This window comes from Streptomyces spiroverticillatus, assembly GCA_014650415.1.
Classification (GTDB): domain Bacteria; phylum Actinomycetota; class Actinomycetes; order Streptomycetales; family Streptomycetaceae; genus Streptomyces; species Streptomyces spiroverticillatus.
Map to the genome: position 1 here is coordinate 76,678 of BMUX01000020.1, position 21,236 is coordinate 97,913.

Sequence of the window (21,236 nt, forward strand, 5' to 3'; positions counted from 1 at the left end):
GTGCGGGGGTGTGGGGGCGGCCCGGGCGGCCGCCCTCGGTGGTGCGTGGTCAGCGCTGCGGTTGGTACGGGACGGAGCGGGTGACGCCCGCCGGGAAGGGTGTGCGCGGGGCGGCCTTCAGCGGGGCGGAACCGCGCCGGGCCGCGCCCGCCTCCGGCACCTCGGCCAGCTTCAGCGTCACCGCGCTCTGGCCGCCGTCCGGTGCGACCCACCCGGAGACGGTCCCCGCGTACTCCTGCCCGAAGGCGTCCGTGCCCGAGGCGATGACCCGGCGGGTGCCGTCCGGCATGGTGGCCGTGGCCCGCACGCCGGCCGGGGCCTGCACGGTCACCGTGTCGCCGATGCGGTACGCGGTGACCTGCCCGGAGTTCAGGGCGGTCCGCCACGCGGCGCGGTCGCGCAGCTCGGCGCCGATGTCGCGCATCCGCAGGTTCACCAGCGGCGCGGACGCCGTGTAGAGGTCGTCGTAGCGCTGGAGGGTGCCGTCCAGGACCGGGTAGGCGATGCGGTCCTCGGCCAGGTTGGACTGGTGGATGTAGTGCGGGCGCGGGTCGTTGCCCAGCACGTGGCCCATCGCAGTGGAGATCTCCTGGGGCACGATGTACTGCGCGTACCCGGTGGCCGCGTCCAACGGGCCGGGCAGGCAGGTGGTGTTGGGCAGGTCCTCGCAGAGGCCGCTGCCGCCCTGCGAGCGCCTGGTGTAGATCCAGTTGTACTCGTCGACCTGCTCGGCGATCTTGCCCGCGTTGTAGAAGATGTTGATCGGGTGGCGCGAGACCGTCTTTGCCGGGCCCACCTGACGCTGCTGCGGATCGCGGGAGTTGTCCGAGCCGAGCCAGCCGATGCTGTTGGCGGCCAGAGCGGGGGCCAGGTTGGGGTTGTCCTCGGGCTGCTGCGGGGCGACCTTCAGGCCGGAGTGCTCACCGGTCACCAACTCGTCGTTCTCGACCGGCAGTTGTACGGAGGCCGCCCACTGGCGGTTGTCGGCTATCTGCCGGGAGATCTCGGCCTGGCTGACGTACTTCACCGACCCGTCCGCGTTCTTCGCGCACTTCCACGGCACCGACGACACGTCCTGCTCGCAGCCGAGGAAGGGGTGGTCGTAGGTGTGGTTGATCCAGCGGAAGTCGCCGCGCTGGGCCACGAAGGAGTCGGCCAGCGGGTCGGCGCCGTTGTTGTTCTCCCGGTGCTCGACGCTGCCGCCGCCGTTGTACGCCATGTCCAGGGTGAAGTCCCGCGACGCCGACCAGTCGGCGGCGTGCTGCACGTCGGCGGCGGTCATCCGGATGGGGTTCGTCTGTCCCTGCCCCGGCGGGCAGTCCACGTCGCCCGGCGTGCAGTTGAGGGTGGCGTCCCAGCGGTCGTCGGCGGCGAACACGTCGTCCACGTGCACGGCAAAGTAGTTGCGGGCCGCGCCGAGCCGGACGTTCTGTGTCATCCAGTCGGCGATGCCGCGCGCCAGGAGGCGGAACTGCTGCTGGTACTGGTTGTAAGCGAAGGTGACGACCAGTTCGCGGCGCCCGTCGTGCCGGTACTCGCCGACCAGGCTGCCGGTGCCGGAGCCGCCGGGTACCGGGGCCTCGACGTACGTCGTGAAGTCCGCCCCGGCCGCCGGGCGTGCCAGGAACGCATAGCTCTCGCCCACCGTGGGCGAGTTGTCCTCAAACGGCACGGCCCCTTCGAGATAGCCGAACGGGCCGCCGCGCCCCGCCGTCGTCACCTCGGCGCGCACGCCGTCGACGGACCCGCTGTAGACGGGCGGCTGGAGGCCGTTCTGTGCGGAGGCGTAGGTGTACGCGTCCACCTGGGGCACCGCGTACGTCTGCTCGTAGGCGACCAGCGCCGCCATCTCGGCGGAACCGGCCCCGAACGGGTTGTCGTTGGGCAGCACGACCGCCTGGAACTTCGCCCGGGGCCGCCCGTCCACGGTGTCCGCGAGGAAGGCGGCGTCGATCAACGGCCTCTGCGCGTCGCCCAGTTGGACGACGGTGTACGGGGTGCCCGCGCCGTCCAGTTCGGCCGCGATGGCGGCGGTGCCGGGGCCGCCGTCGCTGACGACGAGCACCCGCAGGTCGATGCGCGGCTGCTCGGCGGCCGTCGCCGCCGGTGCCGGGAGCGCGCCGGCCGGTGCGGCCGACAGGCCCAGCGCCAGCAGCAAGGCACCGGCGCCGAGGGCGCGTTGACGTCTGAGACGCTTCATGCGGTGTGCTTCCCTCCCGAACGGGCCCGCACGGCAGCGACACCGGGCGGCCCCCCACCCCCATCACGGCGACGGCTTCCGCACGGGGCGGCTGTCGACGTGCTCTGTTGACTCACATATTCATGCCTGAGTGCAGCATTTGTGTGCCTGATGTGAAACCTGTCGAAAAAAAGTAGGTGTCGTTTCGGAGATCGGGGCAATGCTCGAAGCCTTCGGCGGGTCGGTCACGGTGCGTGGGCGAGTGGCTCCCCAGGGAGGTCGGAAGCCGCTCCCGCCACGGCCACAAACGCTTTCCGTGACCTCTGTTGCACACATCGTGAGCGACCAGTGGACTGGACCTGTGACCGCTGTGATGGAGGGTTGAAATTCGGCCACTTGGTCGAAGGCTCGACTGTTCGAAGCGTGAGACGGGGTGCGTCGAGCGGCCGCGACAACGCCGCTGAAGTGCGACGAGTCGAACCGGAGTGACGCCCCCCGGCCAGTGGCGCGAACCAGGCGCACGGTGGCACGGCACGCCTGTCCGAACTCCGCATCGAACACGGCCATTCCGGACGTGAACTGAAAGTGAACCGGAGCTTCCCTGTCCGCCGCACGCTCCGCCCGTACGTGCACGGAGGCCCGCCGGGACGCCGCCCCGCGCCGCTGCCCGCCCGTGAAGCGCCGCGCAGCGCACACCCGGAAGGCCCGCCCCTCCCGTGCGCGGGGGTCGCCCGTTCTGTGAAGCACCTGTGAAGCATGATGCGACCCCGGCCACGGGTGACGCATGCCGCCGGCAGCGCTCCGCCGCCGGTCGATCCGCCCGCAGAAGCCCCTCACCAGGGCGTGGCGGCATATGCTGGAGTTCTTCGGCTCCGCACGCCGGCGCCGCCTCGCGCCGGGCGCGGAACGGGAGTTGGGGGACGACATGTCGCGAATTTCCGGCGCACCCGGACGCCGAATGTTCGAGCGGGAGAGTGAACTCGCCGCGATCGACGAGGCGTTGCGTGCGCTGACAGGGCTGTACGGGGACGGGGGACGCGACGCCTCCGGCGGGTCGACGGGGGACGACGGACCCCTTGCCGGGGAGCCGGGGGAGGGCCACCCCGACTCGGCTGCGGGCAGCCGCGCGGTGCCGGGGAGGGGGACGGCTCCGGAAGGGGGCGCCGATCCCGGTGCGTACGAAGACGGGGTGGCGTGCGCGCTGGGCGGCGGTGCCGGGTTGCGTCTCGTGCCGGACGCGACGGTTTTGTACGGCAGCGCCCTCGGGAACGAAGCCCACGACGACGACTCCCGCCCGGAAGCCGGCGCGCGGGTCCGGGTGCTGCGGGTTGCCGAGCGGGCCGGTGCCCAGGAGCCCTCGCGCGGCGGACTGCTCGCCGTCGCCGGGCCCGCGGGGCTCGGGAAGACCACCCTGCTCGCCGAGGTCCGGCGGCGGGCCGCCGCACTCGGGTGCACCGTGCTCTCCGCGCGCGGCGGCGACCAGGAACAGACCGTCGCCTTCCACGTCGCCCGTCAGCTCCTCCAGCCGCAGCTCGCCGGGGAGTCCGACACCGGACTGCGGTCACGGCTGGGCAGCTGGTACGACATCGTCGCCCCCGCCCTCGGGCTGTGCACCACCGCCCAGGGCGCGCCGCCCGACCCGCAGGGCCTGCGCGACGGCCTGGACTGGGTCCTCACCCACCTCGCCGTGCAGCGTGCGCCCCTGGTCGTCGTCATGGACGACGCGCACTGGGCCGACCCCGAGTCGCTCAGCTGGCTCGCCGCGTTCGCCCCGCGCGTCGAAGACCTCCCCATGCTCCTCGTCGTCGCCTACCGGCCGGACGAACTCCCCGAGCACGCAAGCCAGTTGAGTACGCTGCCGGGCCGGGCCGGACACCGTCCGCTCGGCCTCGCCCCGCTCACCGGCACCGCCACCGCCCGCCTCGTGAGGGCCACCCTCGGCGCGCACGCCGACGACGCGTTCTGCCGGGCCTGCTGGGACGTCACCGGCGGCAACCCCTTCGAGACCGTCGAACTCCTCGCCAAGGCCCACGAACGGCAGCTCCCGCCCTCCGCCGCCAGCGTCCACCTGGTGCCCGGCATCGCCGCCGCCGTCAAGGGCAGCGGCCTCGTCGCCCGCCTCGAACGCCTGGGGACGGCCACCGTCCGCTTCGCCTGGGCCTGCGCCGTCCTCGGCACGGAGATCTCCCCGGGCCTGGCCGGCAACCTCGCCGGGCTCGGCACCGAGGCCGCCGCCGACGCCGTCGACCGGCTCCGCGAGGCCCGCATCCTGGCCGTACCGCACACTCGGGAGGACGGCACCGGTGACCCGGACGCACCGCTGGAGTTCGTCCACCCCCTCATCGCCACCGCCATCTACCGGGCCATCCCCGACGCCTTCCGGGTAGCCCTGCACGGGCAGGCCGCCTGGTGCGTCGTCGACGCCGGGCTCGGCTCGGCGGCCGCCGCCCGCCACCTGCTGGAGACCCACCCCGAGGCCGACCCCTGGACGGTCCACCACCTGCGCGCCGCCGCCCGCGAAACACTGCGCGCCGGCGCCCCCGACGCCGCCCGCCGGGCCCTCGCCCGCGCGCTGCGCGAACCCCCGCAGACCGAGGAACGCGCCGCAGTCCTCTACGAGTTGGGCTGTGCCTCCCTCCTCACCGAACCCGCCACCACCGTCAACCACCTGCGCGCCGCCCTCGAAGAACCCATCGACGACCCCGCCCTGCGCCAGGGCATCGTCTACCGGCTCTCCCAGGTCCTCGCCCACAGCGACCGCCTCGCCGAGGCCTGCGAACTCCTCGTCCACGAGGCCCGCACCGCCAAGGACGCCCGCACCCGGCTGCGCATGCAGGCGGAGAAGTTCATGTGGGACGCCTTCCGCGCCGACGAACCCGACTCGCCCGCCCGTTCCCGCCGCCTGGCCCGCCTCGCCGACCGGCTGACCGGCCGCGACATCACCGAGCGGTACATCATCGGGCTGCGCGCCTGGGACGCCACCCTGCGCGGCGAACACTCCAAGGTCCCCGTCCACCACGCCGAACGGGCCCTGGAGGGCGGCCTGAGCTGGGCCGACGACAGCCGGGGCTTCGAGGTGCCGGTGTTGACCGCGCTCGTCTTCATGTACGCGGACCGGCCCGGCCGCGCCGAGGAACTCTTCGCACCGGGCATCGCCGAGTTCGAGAGCCAGGGCTGGCGCGGGGCGCACCTGTCCTTCGCGTACACCCTCCTCGGCTACATCCGCCTCCGCAGGGGCCGCCTGGTCGAGGCCGAGGACTTCATCCGCGCGGGCGTGCGCCTCGCCGAACGCACGGGCGTCCGCACCCCCGTGCAGTGGTACGGACTCGGCGCCCTGGTCGAGGTCCTCCTCGCCCGGGGCAAGGTGGAGGAGGCCACGGAGGTCGCCGAACGGCACGGCTTCGGCGAACCCTTCCCCGCGGCCGTCACCTTCCCCGACTCGCAGACCGTGTACGGGGAACTGCTCCTCGCCCGGGGCCTGCCGAAGGAGGCCGCAGCCGAACTGGCCGCCGCCGGAAGGAGGTTGGAGCCGCGCGGCATCCGCAACCCCGGCTGGTGCCCCTGGATGCTGCACCTGGCCCGCGCCGAGGCCCACGACGCGCCGGAACGCGCCCGCGCCACCGCCCGCGAAGCGGTCGCCCGCGCCCGCCTGACCGGCACGCCCTCCGTCATCGGCCAGGCGCTGCGCGTCCAGGCGGAAGTGGCGGCGACCCCCGCCGAGCGGGTCAAGCTCCTGGAGGAGTCGGTGGCCTGCCTGGAGGCGTCACCGGCCGCCTACGAACTGGCCTGCTCCCTCTTCGCCCTGGGCCGCGAACTGCGCCGCACGGCCCGCGCGAAGGAGGCCGCCGAGCACCTCTACCGCGCCCTCGAAGGCGCCCTCCAGTGCCGCGCCGACGGCCTCGCGGAACAGGCCCGCCAGGAGCTGGCCGCCGCGGGCCTGAGCCCGCGCCGCCTGCGTCCCACGGACGAGGACACCGCCACGCTCACGTCGCGGGAGCGGACGGCCGCACGCATGACGGTCGCGGGCGACACGGTCCGGGACATAGCGGAGACCCTGGCCTCGGACGAGACAGGAGTCGCCCGCCTGATGTCCACGGTCTACCGCAAACTGGGCACGGAACGGGAGGGGCTCGCTGCGGCCCTGCGCGAGTAGCGCCCCTCCAGGGGCGCGGGGCTGTGTCGATTTGCGGCTCCGCCGCGCGGGCGCGAGCAACCAAAACCCAAGCCGCGCGGCGAGCGCTTCAGGGAAAGGGGCGGGACCGGGGCGAAACCCGGGGGTCCGGGGGCAGCGCCCCCGGCACGAACAGCAACCAGAAATGGAGCTCGGCCATGATGACCCACCTCCTCCTCGTCCCCGGCGGCTACACCGGCGCCTGGATCTGGCGCGACACCGCCCACCACCTCCGCCAAAAGGGAGCGACCCCCCACCCCCTCACCCTCACCGGCCTGGGTGACCGCCGGCACCTCGCCACCCCCTCCACCACCCTCGCCACCCACGTCGACGACATCGTCCAGGCCCTCGACCACCTCGACCCCGCAGACCCCTCCGGGCCCGTGGTCCTCGTCGGCCACAGTTACGGCATCCACCCGGCCGTCGGCGCCGCCCTCCGCCGCCCCGGCCGCATCGACCGGCTGATCTTCCTGGACGCGGCCATGCCCGCCCACGGCCGATCGGTGATCGACGCCAACCCCGACCCCGCGTACCGCGACCGCCTGCGTACAAGGGCCCAGAGCCTCGACGGCTGGCGCCTCCCCGTCCCCCCGATGCACGACGAAGCCCTCTGGGGCTCCCTCGCCGACCTCACCGAGCCGGACCTCAAACGCCTCGAGCAGCTCGGCGCACCCCAGCCGCTGGCCACCCTCGAAGAGCCGCTGGACCTGCCGAAGGACGCCCCCTGGCCCCCGTTCAGCGCCGTCTTCTGCACCCGCGGCGGCTTCGCGTCGACCGCCGCGATCCAGGCCCTCGTCGACACCGGGAACCCCCAGTTCCGGATGCTCGCCGACCCCACCGCGCGCTACGTCGACCTGGACACCGGCCACTACCCGATGCTGTCGCGCCCCGAAGAACTCGCCGACCTCCTGCTCCTCGCCGCGAGCGGCGAGGGACAGCCGCTGCGCCAGGGCCCCCGGCAGCCGTGAGGGGCGGCCGGGGAAGGGCCGACCGCTTGAACGCGGCCCGCCCCGGCCACGTACCATGTCCGCATGTCCTTCCTCCGCCGCCGCCCCTCCGCCACGCCCACGGGGCCGGATTTCGACGTCCTCGCGATGGACCCGGGCGACTGGCCGGGAAACCTCGGCGCCGGTCTGCTGCCCGCCCCCGACGGCACCTGCCAGGGCGTCTTCCTGCGCTACGACCTCTTCGGCGGGCGCGGCCCGGCGATGGTGATCGGGAACCTGCCCGAGGGCGCCCCGGCCCGTGAGCTCGGCGAGGGCCAGGTCCCCTTCGAGGTCGCACAGCTCCTGCTCGCGCTGGAGAACGACGAGGAGGTCGAGGTCGTCAGCACCGAGGACGTCCCCGTCATGCAGGGCGACAACCTCCTCATCGTGCGCCGCCTCAAGCTCTCCGAGAGCCGGATCTCCTGCGTGCAGTTCGACCGCAGCGACAACGTCCTGGTCACGATCGCCAGTTGGGACCGGCCGATCACCGACGACCTGTACGCGCTGCTGAAGCCGCTTCCGGCGGAGATGTTCCAGGGCTGACCGGCGACCGCGACAAAGCGGCTCAGCCGCCCAGCACCCGCACGTCCGACTCCTTCACGTACCCGATCCGGTGCCCGTACTGGATCTCGTAGTACACCTCCTTGCCCCGGATCACCCGCCCCGGCTTCCCGTACTCCTTCGCGTGGAAGTACGCGCCGGGCGTCCGCTCCCCGACGACGTACCGCTGACCTGCGGGAATGCGGTACGCCAGCGGTACGACCGGCTGCGGTGGCACGTCCGCCGGGTACGCGGACTCCTCCGGGTAGGCCCTGCCGTACACCGGGACCGACGTCAGCCCCTCGCGCGGGGTGAGCAGCGGGGCCCGCGTGTTCACGGCGGTCGGCCGCGCGGCCGGATTCGCGAACCAGGCCTTCTGCCCGAGGTACCAGATCGCCGTCCAGTCCCCGCGCCGCTCCGCCACCGCGAAGCTCTGCCCGGTGGAGGCGCGCGCCCCGGTGTCGTTGACCTGGATCGTCGAGTCCTTGCCCCGCCCGATGTCCTTCACCAGCGGAGCCTTGGCGTCCGGTGCGGTGTGCAGCCGTACCGCACCCGAGGCGTGCTCGGGACAGGGCTCTGTCGACTTCTTCCCGCAGCCGGTGTACGGCGGACGGTGGCTCCCGTACTCCGGCCGGACGGTGACCACGGCACTGTCCGGGCCCGCCGTGGACACGAAGGGCCTGCCCAGCAGCTCGAAGTAGTGCGCCCAGTCCCAGTACGGGCCCGGGTCGGTGTGCATGCCGCGCACCGCCTCCGGGGTGGCACCGGGCACGTTGTCGTGGCCGATGATGTGCAGCCGGTCGAGCGGGATGCCGTACCGCTCGGCGAGGTAGCGGGTCAGCCGGGCCGAGGAGCGGTACATGGCCTCCGTGTACCAGGCGTCCGGCGCGGTCAGGATCCCCTCGTGCTCCAGGCCGACGGACGTGGCGTTGGTGTACCAGTTCCCCGCGTGCCAGGCGACGTCCTTCAGCGGGACGTGCTGGGCGATGTGCCCGTCGGAGGAGCGCAGGGTGTACTGCCAGGACACGTAGTCCGGCTTCTGGACGAGCCGCAGCGCGGTCTTCCAGGAGCCCTCGGTGTCGTGCACGACGATGTAGTCGATGCTGCCGTCCCGGTCCCGGTCGGCCAGGTCGTGATTGCCGAAGTCGTCGTCCGACGAACCGTCAAGTTTCTTGTACGGAGCGGGAATCCACTCGCAGGACACGGTGGGCGGACATTCGGCTGGGCTCGTCGGGGCAGTGGCGGCAGGCGTGGCGCTCCGGTGTGCCGGCAGGGCGAGGTCCTGCCCGTCGTCGTTCGTACGGTGCTGCCCCTCCCGCAGTACGGCGTACACCTCGTCCGCGTACGCCCGTGCAGCGGCGGGCTCCTCGGCCCCGGAGAACCGGGCCAGCGCCTCCCGCCAGCGGGCCGGATCGGCGCCGGCGGCCCGCCCCGCCCGCTGCTGCGCGGCGGCGAGCAGGGCCGCCCCGCCCTGCACGTTGGCGGCCGGATCGGTGCGCAACGCCTCCTCGGACAGCCCGGTGAGCGCGGCGGCCTGCGCCAACATGCCCTCGCCCGCGGCGAGTCGGGGCCAGGGGGTGCGGGCGTCCGTCAGGTGCATCGGCCCGTAGCCGCCGCCGACACTGGGCGCCCCGTCGTGCGAGTCCCAGCGGGACTGGAGGTAGGCCACCGCCAGCAGGAGGTCCGCCGGAACCCCGTACCGGTCGGCCGCCGCACGGAAGGTGCGTTGCAGGGAATCGGCCGCCGGGGCCGTCCGTGCCTCGGGCGCGGGGACGTCGGCGGAGGCGGCGAGCGGGGTGAGGGTGAGCAGGAGGGCGGCGGCGGCCGCGACGCCCCCCGTCCTGGTGGCGGAAAGGTGCAAGGCGTCCTCCGGTGGCACTTCAGCGGGCGGCGGAACCGCTCATGATGCCCACCGGACGCGCCCGAACGGCGCAGGCCCGCCCCGGCGGCGTCGCGTGGCGACGTGCCGGAAGCGGGCCTCGTACCCGTCGAAGAGCCTGCGGGAAAAGGGCGTTGCGCTCCGGAGGGGACGGACCGTCCGGACGGGCGTACGCCACCTGATCGGACGATACGACGACCGCTCGATCCGCCCGTCGGCTCAGCCCTTGCGCCCCGCCACCATCCGGTACAGGGCCAGCACGATCACCGAACCCACGACCGCCGCCACCCAGGTCGACAGCGAGAAGAAGCCCTTGATCGACTCCACTCCGAAGATCACCTTGCCGAGCCACCCGCCCAGCAGACCGCCCACGATGCCGATCAGCATCGTCACCAGGCAGCCGCCCGGGTCCTTGCCCGGCATCAGGGCCTTGGCGATGGCTCCGGCGAGCAGACCGATCAGAATCCACGCGATGATGCCCACAGTGTTCCTACCTCCGTGCGAAAAGAACCCCGGCGTCGGCCGGAGCTTCTTCCTGCTTTCCCCGCACAAGGGGTCGAAACGCCTCAGAAGCGCTGGAGCGGTCCATCTGCCGCACAAAGGGCCGAAGGTCCCGCAAGCAGCAGGACCTTCGACCCGGAATACGCGAAGCAGCGCGGAGGGCAGCGCCCGCGCCCAGGCACTGCCCTCCGCCCTTCCCCTCCACCACCGCCGCTCCCCGGCCACCCCGGGCCCAGGAAGCGGCGGGTGTCCTTGCGACCTGATCCGCCGGACCGGCCCTAGCGCGTGCCGACCGCCGCCCGCACCGCCCGGCGGGCCAGCGCGCAGTCGTCGTGCAGCCTGCGCAGCAGCAGCCGCTGCTCCTCGCCGGGCGAGATGCCCGTGCCGGTCAGGGTGCCCGCCGGCGGGGCCTCGCGCATCGTACGCTGCACCTTCGCCTCGTAACTGCGCACCTCGCGCGTCGTCACGAGCATCAGGTTCACCAGGAACGCGTCCCGCGCGGCGGTGCCCCTCGCCTGGGCCATCCTGCTGATCTGCTGGCGCGCCACCGGGGAGGCGTCGCCCAGCACCATCCACAGGGTCGCCAGGTCGTACCCCGGCAGGTACCAGCCCGCATGCTCCCAATCCACCAGCACTGGACCGGCCGGGGAGAGGATCATGTTGGAGAGCAGGGCGTCGCCGTGGCAGAACTGGCCGGGGAGCGAGGACCGGGAGATGCCGTGCAGCAGCTTCTGGAGGTCGCCCAGGTCGCGGTCGGTGAACAGGCCCAGCGCGTGGTACTCGGTGAGCCGCTTGCCGTAGTCGAGCGGCTGGCTGAACATCTCGCTCGGCGGCCGCCAGTGGTTGAGCTTGTCGATCGCGCCGAGGGCGGCCCGGACGTCGGCCCGCGGGGGAGCCTCTGCAGGGTGCCGCGTCAGGGCAGCCACCCGGCCCGGCAACCGTTCGATCACCAGGGTGCAGTTGTCGGGGTCCGCGGCGATCAGCCGGGGCACCCGCACCGGTGGACGGTGCCGGACGAAGGCGCGATAGGCAGCTATCTCGTGCCGGAACCGCACGGCGGACCGGTCGGACTGGTCGAGTAAACACTTGGCGACCGCGGTCGTACGGCCTACGGTGCCGACGAGCAGGACGGAACGCCTGCTGCGCCGCAGCACCTGCACCGGATGGAACTCCGGGCAGATCCGGTGCACCGACGCGAGAGCGGTCCGCAGTTGCGCGCCCTGGGGGCCGGACAAGTCGAGTCTCCCGCTGAGCGGTTGGGATCCGGGACCCGCCGCGCGCCGTGCCCGCCCGGTGCCCGCCGCTGCGGCGTGGTGCGGATCGAGGTACGGCCCGCTGCCCGTCACCAGCGGACGGTGCGGCCGGGGCGGGGCGGACACGGAGGACGGTGCTGTGTACATGGGCGGTACAGGTCCCTTCGTGTGCCGACGAGTTGCGTGCGCCACCCGCCCCGGCGGACGGTCCGCACCCTGGGGAGTACGAGCCGGCTGCCGGGCCGGGGTGGCGCACTCTTACCTGACACCCGGGTGCGGGTGGCACACCATCTGGCGGACCCTGGCGAACCCTGGCGAATAGTCGCGACGCATATCGCGGCGGGTTAATGTCAAGTCAGCCGAGAACCTGGGGGCTTGACGTGAGCGGAGAACCCAACACCCGCCTGAACGACCTGTTCGGACTCACCGGATGGTCCAAGGGCGAACTCGCGAGAATGGTGAACCGGAAGGCGGCGGCCATGGGCCACCCCCAACTGGCCACCGACACCTCTCGGGTGCGGCGCTGGATCGACATGGGGGAGTCCCCCCGCGATCCGGTGCCCCGGGTGCTGGAAGCCCTGTTCACCGAGCGACTCGGTCGTGTCGTGACCATCGAGGACCTCGGGTTCACTCGCCATGGGCGCACGGGACGACGACGGGCACCGGGCAAGACCGAGCACCCCGACGGCGTGCCGTGGACGTCAGAGCAACTGGCCGAGATCCTCTCCGAATTCACGGGAATGGACCTCATGCTCAACCGACGCGGCCTGGTGGGCGCGGGCGCCGCGCTCGCCGCCGGCTCCGCACTGACCAGCGCCATGTACGACTGGCTGCACACCGATCCGAAGCTCGCGGCCGAGGGGCCGCGCATCAACGAACCCCAGCACCCCCTGCAAATGGAACGCGCGGGGTACGACCTGTACGAGGCGGCCCCCGTCGGGTCGCAGGAGATCGACGCACTTGAGCGTTCGGTCGACGTCTTCCGCGCCTGGGACGCCTCACGTGGCGGCGGTCTCCAGCGCAAGGCGGTCGTCGGCCAGCTCAACGAGGTGGGCGGCATGCTCGCCTACCGTCAACCCGCCCATCTGCAAAGGCGGTTGTGGGGGGTGGCGGCCAACCTGGCGGTCCTCGCCGGGTGGATGTCGCACGACGTCGGCCTGGAACCCACCGCCCAGAAGTACTTCGTCATCGCCGCCCACGCGGCCCGCGAGGGGGGAGACCGCCCGCGCGCCGGCGAGGCGTTGTCCCGGGCTGCCCGGCAGATGGTGCACCTGGGCAAGCCCGACGACGCACTGGACCTGATGAAGCTCGCCAAGTCCGGCTCCGGCGAACAGACCCTGCCCCGCACGCGTGCCATGCTGCACACCATCGAGGCCTGGGCGCAGGCCTCCATGGGTCAGGGGCAGGCGATGCGGCGCACCCTCGGCGAGGCCGAGGAGCTGTTCGTCTCGGACGACGGCAAGACGCCGCCGCCGAGCTGGATGCAGATGTTCGACGAGGCGGACCTGCACGGCATGCAGGCGCTGGCGTTCCGTACGCTCGCCGAGCACGAACCGTCGGCGGCGGACCTCGCGCAGTACCACGCCAAGCGCGCTCTGGAGCTGCGCCCCGACGGGCGTCAGCGGTCCAAGCTCTTCGACCACATCTCGATGGCCTCCGCCTGCTTCATCGGCAACGACCCCGACCAGGCCGACCGGTACGCCCGGCTCGCCCTGAACTCGATGGGGGAGACCTCCTCGCACCGCACCTGGGACCGGCTGCGCAGCATGTACCGGCTCACCGCGCAGTACGCGGACTACCCCATGATCGACGACCTGCGCAAGGAACTGGAGCGTGTGATGCCGAAGAGGGCGGGCGGGACGAGGGGAACGGGGACGGCCGTCTAGCGGGGCCGCCCCGACCCCCGAACGCACCGCGATTCCGCGCTACTTGACGTCCTGCTCGCCGATCCTGGCGATCAGCACACAGGCGTCCTCCTCGCGCTCCGTGGCGCCGAACTCCTCCAGTACCAGCCGCACGCACTCGCGTGCACTGTGGGCGTCGGCGAACCGGGAGGCGAGGGACAGCAGCCTGCCGCGGCACTCGTCGTCCGTCGGGCTGCGCCGGGACAGTCCGTCCGTGTGCAGCAGGAGCAGATCGCCCGTACGGAGGGTCACTTCGGCCTGCTCGTACGCCGCTCCGCTCGTCGCCCCCAGCAGGACGCCGCGCGGTGGCGTCAGGGCCTGCCCGCGGCCGTCGCGGAACAGCAGCGGTGCGGGATGACCGGCCTGCGCCCAGGTGAGGAGGCGGGTGGCGGGATCGTACTGGCAGCACACGGCGCTGCCCGGTGACGCATGCGCGGAGGAGGAGTCCAGGAGCTGGTTGAGATGGCCCATCAGGGCCCCGGGGCGCACCCCGGCGAGCGCCATGCCGCGCAGTGCGCCCAGCAGCATCGCCACGGAGGAGGTGGCCGTCACGCCGTGGCCGGTGAGTCCGCCGACGGTCAGCATCCGCTGCCCGTCGGGGAGTTCCATCGCGTCGTACCAGTCGCCGCCGACGAGTTCGCCGCTGGCGGAGGGGAGGTAGTACGCGGCGAGGTCGAGCGCGTCGCCGGCCGGGAGCGGGGGGGAGGCGCCGCGCCAGGCGGGCAGCACCGCTTCCTGGAGCTGTACGGCGACGGTCCGTTCGGCCTGGGCGAGGCGGCGGGCGTGCTGGAGGGAGTCCTGGTTCTCCCGCACGGCGCGCTGGGTGCGGCGCAGGGTGCTCACGTCGCGCAGCACCGCCCACATGGAGGCGGTGCAGCCGTCGGCGTCCAGGACCGGCTCGCCCATCATGTGCAGGGTGCGCACCGCGTCGTCGCCGCGGCGGACGATGCGGAACTCGCCGTCGATCGGCTTCCCGTCGACCAGGCAGTCGGTGACCATCGCGGTCAGCAGGGCCTGGTCGTCGGGGAGCAGCATGGAGGGCAGTTCGTCCAGGGAGAGCGGGCCGTCCGCGCGGGTGCGCCCGAAGATCTCGTACAGCTCGTCGGACCAGCTGACCTCGTCCGTCAGCAGGTTCCACTCGGCGCTGCCGACCCGGCTGAGCAGGGCGGGCTGAGGGCTGTGGGGGCGGGGTTCGGGGCGCTCGGCGGGGGTGAAGGGCACGGACGGCAGCCCGTCCTTCAACTGGCCGAGGTGCACGCCGAGGTCGTCGAGCTGGCTGACCGCCAGGTCGCACAGGGCCCGCTGCCAGCGCACCTGTGCGTCGTCGTCACCGAGGTCGAGGGGGGCGTCCCGGCGCACCGCGTCCATGTCCCCGCGCAGCCGGCGGGTCTGCGTGATCAGTGCGTCGACCATGCCCCGCTCGGGAGGCTGCGGCGCGGAGCGATCCGCGAACAGGGGGGACGGCATGGCGTACTCCGATACAGGCAGCGGCCGAAACGGATGTCAGCGACGACGAGTCGGTCTGCGGAAGTCGACCGTTAAGACTTTCGCACAGGGGTGGGGGGCCCGTAAGCCGTTTGGCAACACTCGATCCGGTGGTGCACCTGGCATATGCCAAAGGCCCTCCGCTGCATCTGCCCCTCAGCGCCCCGCACGCCCCGCCCGCCACAGCCGTACGGCGGACAGCCCTGCGGCGACGAGCAGCAGGCCATTGCGCACGAAGAGGTTGGCGATGGCGACGGGATCGGCGTCGTCCCTCAACTCCCGGTACAGCAAAGGGAATCCGAGTGTCGTGAACAGACACGCCGCCAGGATCAGCCACACCACGGGCCGCTGCGAGGTCTCCCGCCGCAGCAGGCACACGGCGGCGAGTCCGACCAGCCAGATCAGGTACTGCGGGCTGATGACGCGGCTCGTCACGACGAACAGCAGTACGGCGGTCAGCGCCGCGTCCGGCAGCATCCAGGGCGCCGAACGCTCCGACCTCAGCCGCCAGTAGACCAGCCACCCGAGCGCGAGCACGGTCAGCCCCTGCATCACCAGCGAGACGGTCTCCACCCCGGGACCCACGAACTCGTGCGACCCGTCCTTCGCCTTCCACGTGCCGCTCCAGCCGAGGTGCCGGGCGATGTGGAAGGGCAGCGCGCCCACCGACTCGATCTGGATGCCCCGGGACTTCTGCGCGGTGAGGAACGACAGCGAGTGCGGCATGGCCAGCGCGAACACCGCGAGCAGCACGACCCCGGCGACGGCCGCCGAGATCCACGCCTGCCGGGTACGTCGTCCCCGCTCCGTCCCCGCGAGCAGCAGCACCGGCCACACCTTCACCAGCGCCCCCAGGGCGACCAGCGCCCCGAAGGCGCGGTCCGCCCACGCCCGCTGCGAGGCGGCGACGGCGAGGGCGGCCATGGCGATCGCGGTCACCTGGAGGTCGAAGCGGTTCCACGGCACGGTCGAGAGCACCGCCAGCGCGACGGCCCACAGCCAGGGTGCCGCCGCCGACCGACCCCGCCGCAGCACGAGCCACATCAGCCCCGCCATCACCAGCGCGTCGGTCACGGCGGCCGTCACGATGAACGCGAGCCCGTAGTCCAGCGAGGGCAGTACTCCGGGCGCGAGGATCGGCAGGGCCGCCCCCGGCGGGTACTGCCAGCTCACATCGTGCGCCGGGAACGTCCCGCCCGACAGCACCTCGAACCAGCCCCGGTACACCCGGTCGACGGACGGATCGAGCGTCCCGTCACCGTCCAGCGGCGGCAGCTTGAGCGCCGCCGGAACGAGCCAGAGCCGGGTCAGCCCCCAGACGAGCAGGGCCGCCCAGGGCGACCGGAGACGCCGAAAACGCGGGGCCGTACCGCCGGGGGACGCCGATGCCGGAACGCCGGAGGACGCCGGTGCCGGTTCGGCGGACGAGGTGCTGCTGGTGCTGCTGGGTCTGCTGCGGGGCATCCCCGCACTCTACGAGGCGGGCCCGCCCCGCAGACCAGCAGGTCAGGCGGGGCGTGCATGCCCCGGTCCGGCCCGGGTACGCGGCGCCGTGTCAGCCGCCCGACCGACACCCCGAAAGGACCCTCCCCATGGAAGACCGCCGCCAGGACGGCCCCGAGGAACAGCCTCCGGGAATCCCCCGCGACCTCCCCGACCAACAGGCGACGCCGGACGACGACCCCCACGCGACGGTCGACGGCCCGGGGCTGGAGGACGCCTCCTCCGACGACCACTCGGTCGAGGAACCCTCGGGCTGAACCGCGCACACCGGCGCGGAGCCCCGCGCCCGGCGCGGCCGGGAGCGGCGGGGCCGTCGCCAAAGGGTGGCCCCGCCCCTCCAGGGGCTACCGCACCGTTCGCCTCGCGCACTCCTCCACCACACCGCGCAGGCTGCCCGTCCTTCTCAGCAGCTCCCGCTGGACGTGTGCCCCGTTGCCCCGTTCCAGCAGGACCTCCAGGTGCTCCTTCACCAGTTCCATGTCCCCGCTGTCCCGCAGCGCCTCCGACACGTGCGCCAGCAGCGCCCGCACCACCGTCTCCGCCGGGGCCGGCGTCAGGGTCGCCGGGTCGACCAGCTCGCCGCACAGACCCGAGCGGGCCGCCCGCCACGAGGCCAGCCGGGCCAGGCCCACCCCGGTGTCGTCCACCGGACCGCCCTCGGCCCACGACCGTGCGGCCGTCTCCACCAGCGCCCGTACCAGCGCCGCGATGAGCACCGTGTCGTCCGCCTCCAGGCACACGTCCGGCACCCGTACCTCCACCGTCGGGTAGTGCCGCGACAGCCGGGCGTCGAAGTAGATCATCCCCTCGTCGAGCAGGGTGCCGGTGGCGAGCATGCCCTGCACCTGCCGGTGGTAGTTCTCGGCGGACCCGAAGTGCTCCATGGCCCCGGTGGACGGCCAGCGGCCCCACACTCGGCTCCGGTAGGAGGCGTAGCGGGTGTCCCGCCCCTGCCAGTACGGCGAGTTCGCGCTGAGTGCCACGAGCGCGGGCAGCCACGGCTGGATACGGTCCAGGACCGCGACGCCCTCGTCGTCGGAGTCCACCGACACGTGCACATGGCAGCCGCAGGTCAGCTGCTCCAGGGCGGTCAGCCCGAACTCCTCCTCCAGCCGCCGGTAGCGGTCCCCGGAGCTGATGGAGGGGTTCACCGGCAGCGGCGAGGTGGCGAGCGCCGCCAGTTCCGCCCCGGCCCGCCGGGCGCCGGCCGCCGCCTCGCCGCGCCAGCGCCGTACCTCCTTGGCCAGCCCCTCGATGGTGTGGCGCGGCCGGGTCGCGATCTCCAGCTGCTCCCGGTGCAGCTCCTTCTCCAGGGTGGAGCCGTCGGGCAGCGCCGCCAGGACGACGCCGGACACCGCCCTCGGCGTCCCGTCGCTGTCGACCAGTAACAGTTCCTCTTCCACTCCCACACTGCGCACGGGTGGCCCCCCTCGGGCTCGGTGATCTTCGCGAATCGACGTCCGCGCCGCGCGCGTCGCCGTCGATCTTCGTGGTGGCGGAGCGAGTGCCCTCTTTCTCTACCCACGTGCTCTGGCCGCGCCGCATGTTCACGACTGTGCAAATATCGGATTCATGTCGGCATTGAGTGATCTCCTTCCGTCAGAAGCGATACGACTCGACGCCCACGCGACGGACTGGAAGCAGGCCGTCCGGGACGCGGGCGAACTCCTCGTGGCCACCGGAACCACCACCGCCGACTACACGGCGGAGATGATCCGGAATGTCGAGGAGAACGGGCCGTACATCGTCATCGCCCCCGGTTTCGCCTTCGCGCACGCCCGCCCGTCGCCCGCCGTACTGCGAACCGGAATGTCCTGGGTGCGTCTCGCGGAGCCCGTCGAGTTCGGCCACGAGACCAATGACCCGGTGACTCTGGTGGTCGCCCTCGCCGCGAAGGACGCCGCCGCCCACACCGCCGCGATGGCCTCCCTCGCCCGCCTCCTGGGCGACCCGGAAACCTCCCGCGCCCTGCACGAAGCGCCTACGCCACAGGCACTGCACGCCGTACTCGCCGGGCAGCAGGACGTACGTACTCCGCAGAAGGCGGCGCCCGCCGCACCTGCGGGACGCGGTGCGCCCGGCATGCACAAGATCCTCACCGTCTGCGGCAACGGCGTCGGCACCAGCCTCTTCCTGAAGAACACCCTGGAACAGGTCCTGGACCGCTGGAGGTGGGGGAAGTACGTCACCGTCGAGGCCACCGACACCATCTCCGCCAAGGGCAAGGCCTCCGAGGCCGTCGCGATCCTCACCTCGCGCGAGATCGCCCGCACGCTCGGGGACGTGGGCGTGCCGGTCAAGGTCGTCGAGGACTTCACCAGCACCACCGAGGTCGACGGCGTCCTGCGCGACACGTACGACGTCTGATCAAGGACTTACGGCACGGAGGCCCCGCACATGGACTGGCTCGTTTCCTTCGCGAAGTTCCTCGTCAACGAGATCCTCAGCCAACCCGCCTACCTCATCGGCATCATCACCGCCGTCGGCCTGATCGCCCTGCGCAAGTCCACGGGGCAGGTGGTCGGCGGCGCGATCAAGGCGACGCTGGGCTTCCTGCTGATCGGCGCGGGCGCGGGCCTCGTCGTCAACTCCCTGGCCCCGCTCGGCGAGATGATCCAGGGCTCGACCGGTGCACACGGCGTCATCCCCACCAACGAGGCCATCGTCGGCATCGCCCAGGCCCAGTTCGGGGCGAGAGTGGCGTGGCTGATGATCGTGGGCTTCGCGGTCAGCCTGCTCCTGGCCCGCTTCACACCACTGCGGTACGTCTTCCTGACCGGCCATCACATGCTGTTCATGGCAACCCTGTTGACCATGGTGCTGGCCACCGCCGGACAGGGCTCGGTCGCCGTCGTCATCGTCGGCGGCATCCTGCTCGGGATCCTCCTGGTCGCCCTGCCCGCCTTCGCGCACCCCTGGACCAAACGCGTCACCGGCAACAACAGCGTCGCCATCGGCCACTTCGGCACCGCCGGATACATCACGGCCGGCGCGGCCGGTCAGCTCGTCGGCAAGCGCAGCCGCAGCACCGAGGAGATGAACCTCCCCGAGGGCCTGCGCTTCCTGCGCGACTCGATGGTCGCCACCGCGCTCTCCATGGTCCTCATCTACATGATCATGGCGGTGGTCTTCCTGGTGAAGGTCGGCCAGGACGTCGCCTTCAAGGCCTTCGGCGACGGGGCGGCGGCCACCGACGTCGGCAACTACCTGATGAAGTCCGTGATGCAGGGCCTCCAGTTCGGCATCGCCGTCGCCGTCATCCTCTTCGGCGTCCGTACGATCCTCGGCGAGCTGGTCCCCGCCTTCCAGGGCATCGCCAACAAGCTCGTGCCCGGCGCCGTCCCCTCGCTCGACGCGCCGATCGTCTTCCCGTACGCCCAGAACGCCGTCCTGATCGGCTTCATCTCCAGCTTCATCGGCGGCCTGATCAGCCTCGGTCTGCTCGCCTGGATCTTCAACCCGGCCTTCGGCCTCGCCCTGGTCCTGCCCGGCCTGGTCCCGCACTTCTTCACCGGCGGCGCGGCCGGCGTCTACGGCAACGCCACCGGCGGCCGGCGCGGCGCGGTCGTCGGAGCCTTCCTCAACGGCGTCCTCATCACCTTCCTCCCGGCCCTCCTGCTCAAGGTGCTGGGCGCGTTCGGCAAGGAGAACACCACCTTCGGCGACGCCGACTTCGGCTGGTTCGGCTCGATCATCGGCAACGTCGCCAAGATCGGCGGAGGCGGTGCGATCGCCCTGATGCTGCTGGTCGGCGCGGTCCTCCTGGTCGGCGCGATCGTCATGCAGAAGCGGGTCGTGGAGACCGGCTGGGACCCCGGCGCCAAGCGCGACGCCGCACTCGGCGTGCACGCCCACGTGACGACCGAGGACCCGGTGGACAGTGCCGCATCCACCGGGTCGGGCGGGGCTTACTCCCGCATCGCCCCGCCGGCCGGAGCGCCGGCTCCGCCGCCCCGGCCGTGAACGGCTCCTACACCGCGCGCCAGAGCGCCGGAACGTTCGGCGGCTCCCAGCCCGCGCTCGCCGTGTGCGTCTGGAGACAGACGTAGGAACGCCCGCCGTACGTCACCCGGTCGCCCGCCTTGTACGCGGTGCCCGCCTTCCAGGTGCCGGACGGCGGCGGCGTGGTCGGCGGATCGGTCGGGCCAGGACCCTGCGGGACGTTGAGGACGAAGTCGTAACTCCCCTCCCTGGCAGGCCCGTTGTTGCGCATGGTCATCAGGAGGCGGGCATCGAAGATGCTGTCGGTGTTGTTGCGCGGCTCGTTCGGGAAGTACAACTGCGTCGTCAGCACGGGCCGGTTGGGGGCCTGCACCTTGACGTGGATGTGCCGGGTGCGGCCCGGGTAGAGGCCCGGCACGATCGTCGTCAGGCTGAACGCACCCTGGGCGTTGGTGAACTGATGCCCCCGGAAGCGGAAACCGGTGTTGTCGTACGCCCCGTTGACGTCCGCCTGCCAGAAGTCCAGCAGGGCGTTCGCGATCGGGCGACAGGCGAGCCCGAAGACGTACCCCGTCACCGTGAGCCGGGTGCCGGGCGGGTTTCCGTCCAGGAGTGAGGTGCGCAGCGGCGAGTTCGGCTTGAAGTACGGGCCCTCGGTCTGCGCCGGAGTCGGGTCGTCTCCGTCGTCGCACGACGGGGTCAGCTCGGGCGGTACATCGCTGTCACGCGCCGTCCTGGCCAGTGCGGGCACGCCCACCAGCGCGGTGGGCAGTGCCACTCCGGCGGCGAGAGCGGCGCGCAGCACGGCCTTGCGGGAAGGGCGGGGCCCGGATGCGTCGGGGGCGCCGGGCTGGTCGGGGGTGCCGGGCGGCTGGGGCTGGTCCATGGCGGGG

15 protein-coding genes are annotated in these 21,236 nt (G+C 72.4%); 7 read left to right on the top strand and 8 right to left on the bottom strand.

Going from position 1 to position 21,236, the window contains the following annotated elements; genetic code table 11:
* Positions 1 to 49: 49 nt before the first annotated feature.
* Positions 50 to 2,200, bottom strand: coding sequence for a hypothetical protein (locus IE269_RS36270; protein WP_189827554.1), 2,151 nt, complete (start codon positions 2,198 to 2,200; stop codon positions 50 to 52).
* Positions 2,201 to 2,963: 763 nt separating this feature from the next.
* On the opposite strand from IE269_RS36270, the gene IE269_RS36275 reads away from it, so the two are divergent.
* The 3 genes from IE269_RS36275 to IE269_RS36285 all read left to right on the top strand — a co-directional run bounded on the left by IE269_RS36275 (position 2,964) and on the right by IE269_RS36285 (position 7,879).
* On the top strand, positions 2,964 to 6,332 hold the full coding sequence (locus IE269_RS36275) for an ATP-binding protein (protein ID WP_229898481.1): 3,369 nt from the start codon (positions 2,964 to 2,966) through the stop codon (positions 6,330 to 6,332).
* A 176-nt stretch (positions 6,333 to 6,508) separates the two neighbouring features.
* Positions 6,509 to 7,318, top strand: a complete 810-nt coding sequence (locus IE269_RS36280; RefSeq protein WP_268253644.1) for an alpha/beta fold hydrolase — start codon at positions 6,509 to 6,511, stop codon at positions 7,316 to 7,318.
* A gap of 63 nt (positions 7,319 to 7,381) precedes the next feature.
* Entirely contained in the window at positions 7,382 to 7,879 is a 498-nt protein-coding gene (locus tag IE269_RS36285) for a hypothetical protein (RefSeq protein WP_189827555.1), read from the top strand.
* A 22-nt stretch (positions 7,880 to 7,901) separates the two neighbouring features.
* Here IE269_RS36285 and IE269_RS36290 read toward each other — a convergent pair whose 3' ends face one another.
* From IE269_RS36290 to IE269_RS36300, 3 genes are all read right to left on the bottom strand, one after another.
* Positions 7,902 to 9,737, bottom strand: coding sequence for an N-acetylmuramoyl-L-alanine amidase (locus tag IE269_RS36290; protein WP_229898482.1), 1,836 nt, complete (start codon positions 9,735 to 9,737; stop codon positions 7,902 to 7,904).
* Between the two features lie 237 nt (positions 9,738 to 9,974).
* Positions 9,975 to 10,238, bottom strand: a complete 264-nt coding sequence (locus tag IE269_RS36295; RefSeq protein ID WP_189827557.1) for a GlsB/YeaQ/YmgE family stress response membrane protein — start codon at positions 10,236 to 10,238, stop codon at positions 9,975 to 9,977.
* A gap of 296 nt (positions 10,239 to 10,534) precedes the next feature.
* Positions 10,535 to 11,656, bottom strand: coding sequence for an aminoglycoside phosphotransferase family protein (locus tag IE269_RS36300; protein ID WP_189827558.1), 1,122 nt, complete (start codon positions 11,654 to 11,656; stop codon positions 10,535 to 10,537).
* Positions 11,657 to 11,889: 233 nt separating this feature from the next.
* Here IE269_RS36300 and IE269_RS36305 point away from each other — a divergent pair, with 233 nt between their 5' ends.
* Positions 11,890 to 13,395 (top strand): DNA-binding protein NsdB, encoded by a 1,506-nt coding sequence (locus tag IE269_RS36305; protein ID WP_189827559.1) that lies wholly within the window; start codon positions 11,890 to 11,892, stop codon positions 13,393 to 13,395.
* Positions 13,396 to 13,434: 39 nt separating this feature from the next.
* Here the strand turns inward: IE269_RS36305 and IE269_RS36310 are convergent, their stop codons facing one another.
* The gene (locus IE269_RS36310) at positions 13,435 to 14,880 is read right to left on the bottom strand and encodes a PP2C family protein-serine/threonine phosphatase (protein WP_189827560.1); all 1,446 of its coding nucleotides are present in this window, start codon (positions 14,878 to 14,880) and stop codon (positions 13,435 to 13,437) included.
* Positions 14,881 to 15,054: 174 nt separating this feature from the next.
* Positions 15,055 to 16,362, bottom strand: coding sequence for a glycosyltransferase family 87 protein (locus tag IE269_RS36315; RefSeq protein WP_189827561.1), 1,308 nt, complete (start codon positions 16,360 to 16,362; stop codon positions 15,055 to 15,057).
* Positions 16,363 to 16,490: 128 nt separating this feature from the next.
* On the opposite strand from IE269_RS36315, the gene IE269_RS36320 reads away from it, so the two are divergent.
* On the top strand, positions 16,491 to 16,658 hold the full coding sequence (locus tag IE269_RS36320; protein WP_189827562.1) for a hypothetical protein: 168 nt from the start codon (positions 16,491 to 16,493) through the stop codon (positions 16,656 to 16,658).
* An 87-nt stretch (positions 16,659 to 16,745) separates the two neighbouring features.
* Here IE269_RS36320 and IE269_RS36325 read toward each other — a convergent pair whose 3' ends face one another.
* A complete protein-coding gene (locus tag IE269_RS36325) occupies positions 16,746 to 17,819 on the bottom strand; it encodes a glutamate--cysteine ligase (RefSeq protein ID WP_189827563.1) in 1,074 nt (357 codons plus the stop codon).
* A 154-nt stretch (positions 17,820 to 17,973) separates the two neighbouring features.
* On the opposite strand from IE269_RS36325, the gene IE269_RS36330 reads away from it, so the two are divergent.
* Both IE269_RS36330 and IE269_RS36335 read left to right on the top strand, forming a co-directional pair.
* A complete protein-coding gene (locus tag IE269_RS36330; protein ID WP_189827564.1) occupies positions 17,974 to 18,768 on the top strand; it encodes a PTS sugar transporter subunit IIAB in 795 nt (264 codons plus the stop codon).
* A gap of 30 nt (positions 18,769 to 18,798) precedes the next feature.
* Positions 18,799 to 20,364 (top strand): PTS ascorbate transporter subunit IIC, encoded by a 1,566-nt coding sequence (locus tag IE269_RS36335; RefSeq protein ID WP_189827565.1) that lies wholly within the window; start codon positions 18,799 to 18,801, stop codon positions 20,362 to 20,364.
* Between the two features lie 7 nt (positions 20,365 to 20,371).
* On the opposite strand, the gene IE269_RS36340 is transcribed toward IE269_RS36335, so the two are convergent.
* Positions 20,372 to 21,229, bottom strand: coding sequence for a dioxygenase family protein (locus IE269_RS36340; protein ID WP_189827566.1), 858 nt, complete (start codon positions 21,227 to 21,229; stop codon positions 20,372 to 20,374).
* Positions 21,230 to 21,236: the final 7 nt, after the last annotated feature.

Bases quoted from the DNA above. Each gene is read 5' to 3' on its own strand.
- IE269_RS36270 (WP_189827554.1), bottom strand. From the start codon at position 2,200: ATGAAGCGTCTCAGACGTCAACGCGCCCTCGGCGCCGGTGCCTTGCTG.
- IE269_RS36275 (WP_229898481.1), top strand. From the start codon at position 2,964: ATGCCGCCGGCAGCGCTCCGCCGCCGGTCGATCCGCCCGCAGAAGCCC.
- IE269_RS36280 (WP_268253644.1), top strand. From the start codon at position 6,509: ATGATGACCCACCTCCTCCTCGTCCCCGGCGGCTACACCGGCGCCTGG.
- IE269_RS36285 (WP_189827555.1), top strand. From the start codon at position 7,382: ATGTCCTTCCTCCGCCGCCGCCCCTCCGCCACGCCCACGGGGCCGGAT.
- IE269_RS36300 (WP_189827558.1), bottom strand. From the start codon at position 11,656: ATGTACACAGCACCGTCCTCCGTGTCCGCCCCGCCCCGGCCGCACCGT.
- IE269_RS36310 (WP_189827560.1), bottom strand. From the start codon at position 14,880: ATGCCGTCCCCCCTGTTCGCGGATCGCTCCGCGCCGCAGCCTCCCGAG.
- IE269_RS36315 (WP_189827561.1), bottom strand. From the start codon at position 16,362: ATGCCCCGCAGCAGACCCAGCAGCACCAGCAGCACCTCGTCCGCCGAA.
- IE269_RS36320 (WP_189827562.1), top strand. From the start codon at position 16,491: ATGGAAGACCGCCGCCAGGACGGCCCCGAGGAACAGCCTCCGGGAATC.
- IE269_RS36330 (WP_189827564.1), top strand. From the start codon at position 17,974: ATGTCGGCATTGAGTGATCTCCTTCCGTCAGAAGCGATACGACTCGAC.
- IE269_RS36335 (WP_189827565.1), top strand. From the start codon at position 18,799: ATGGACTGGCTCGTTTCCTTCGCGAAGTTCCTCGTCAACGAGATCCTC.
- IE269_RS36340 (WP_189827566.1), bottom strand. From the start codon at position 21,229: ATGGACCAGCCCCAGCCGCCCGGCACCCCCGACCAGCCCGGCGCCCCC.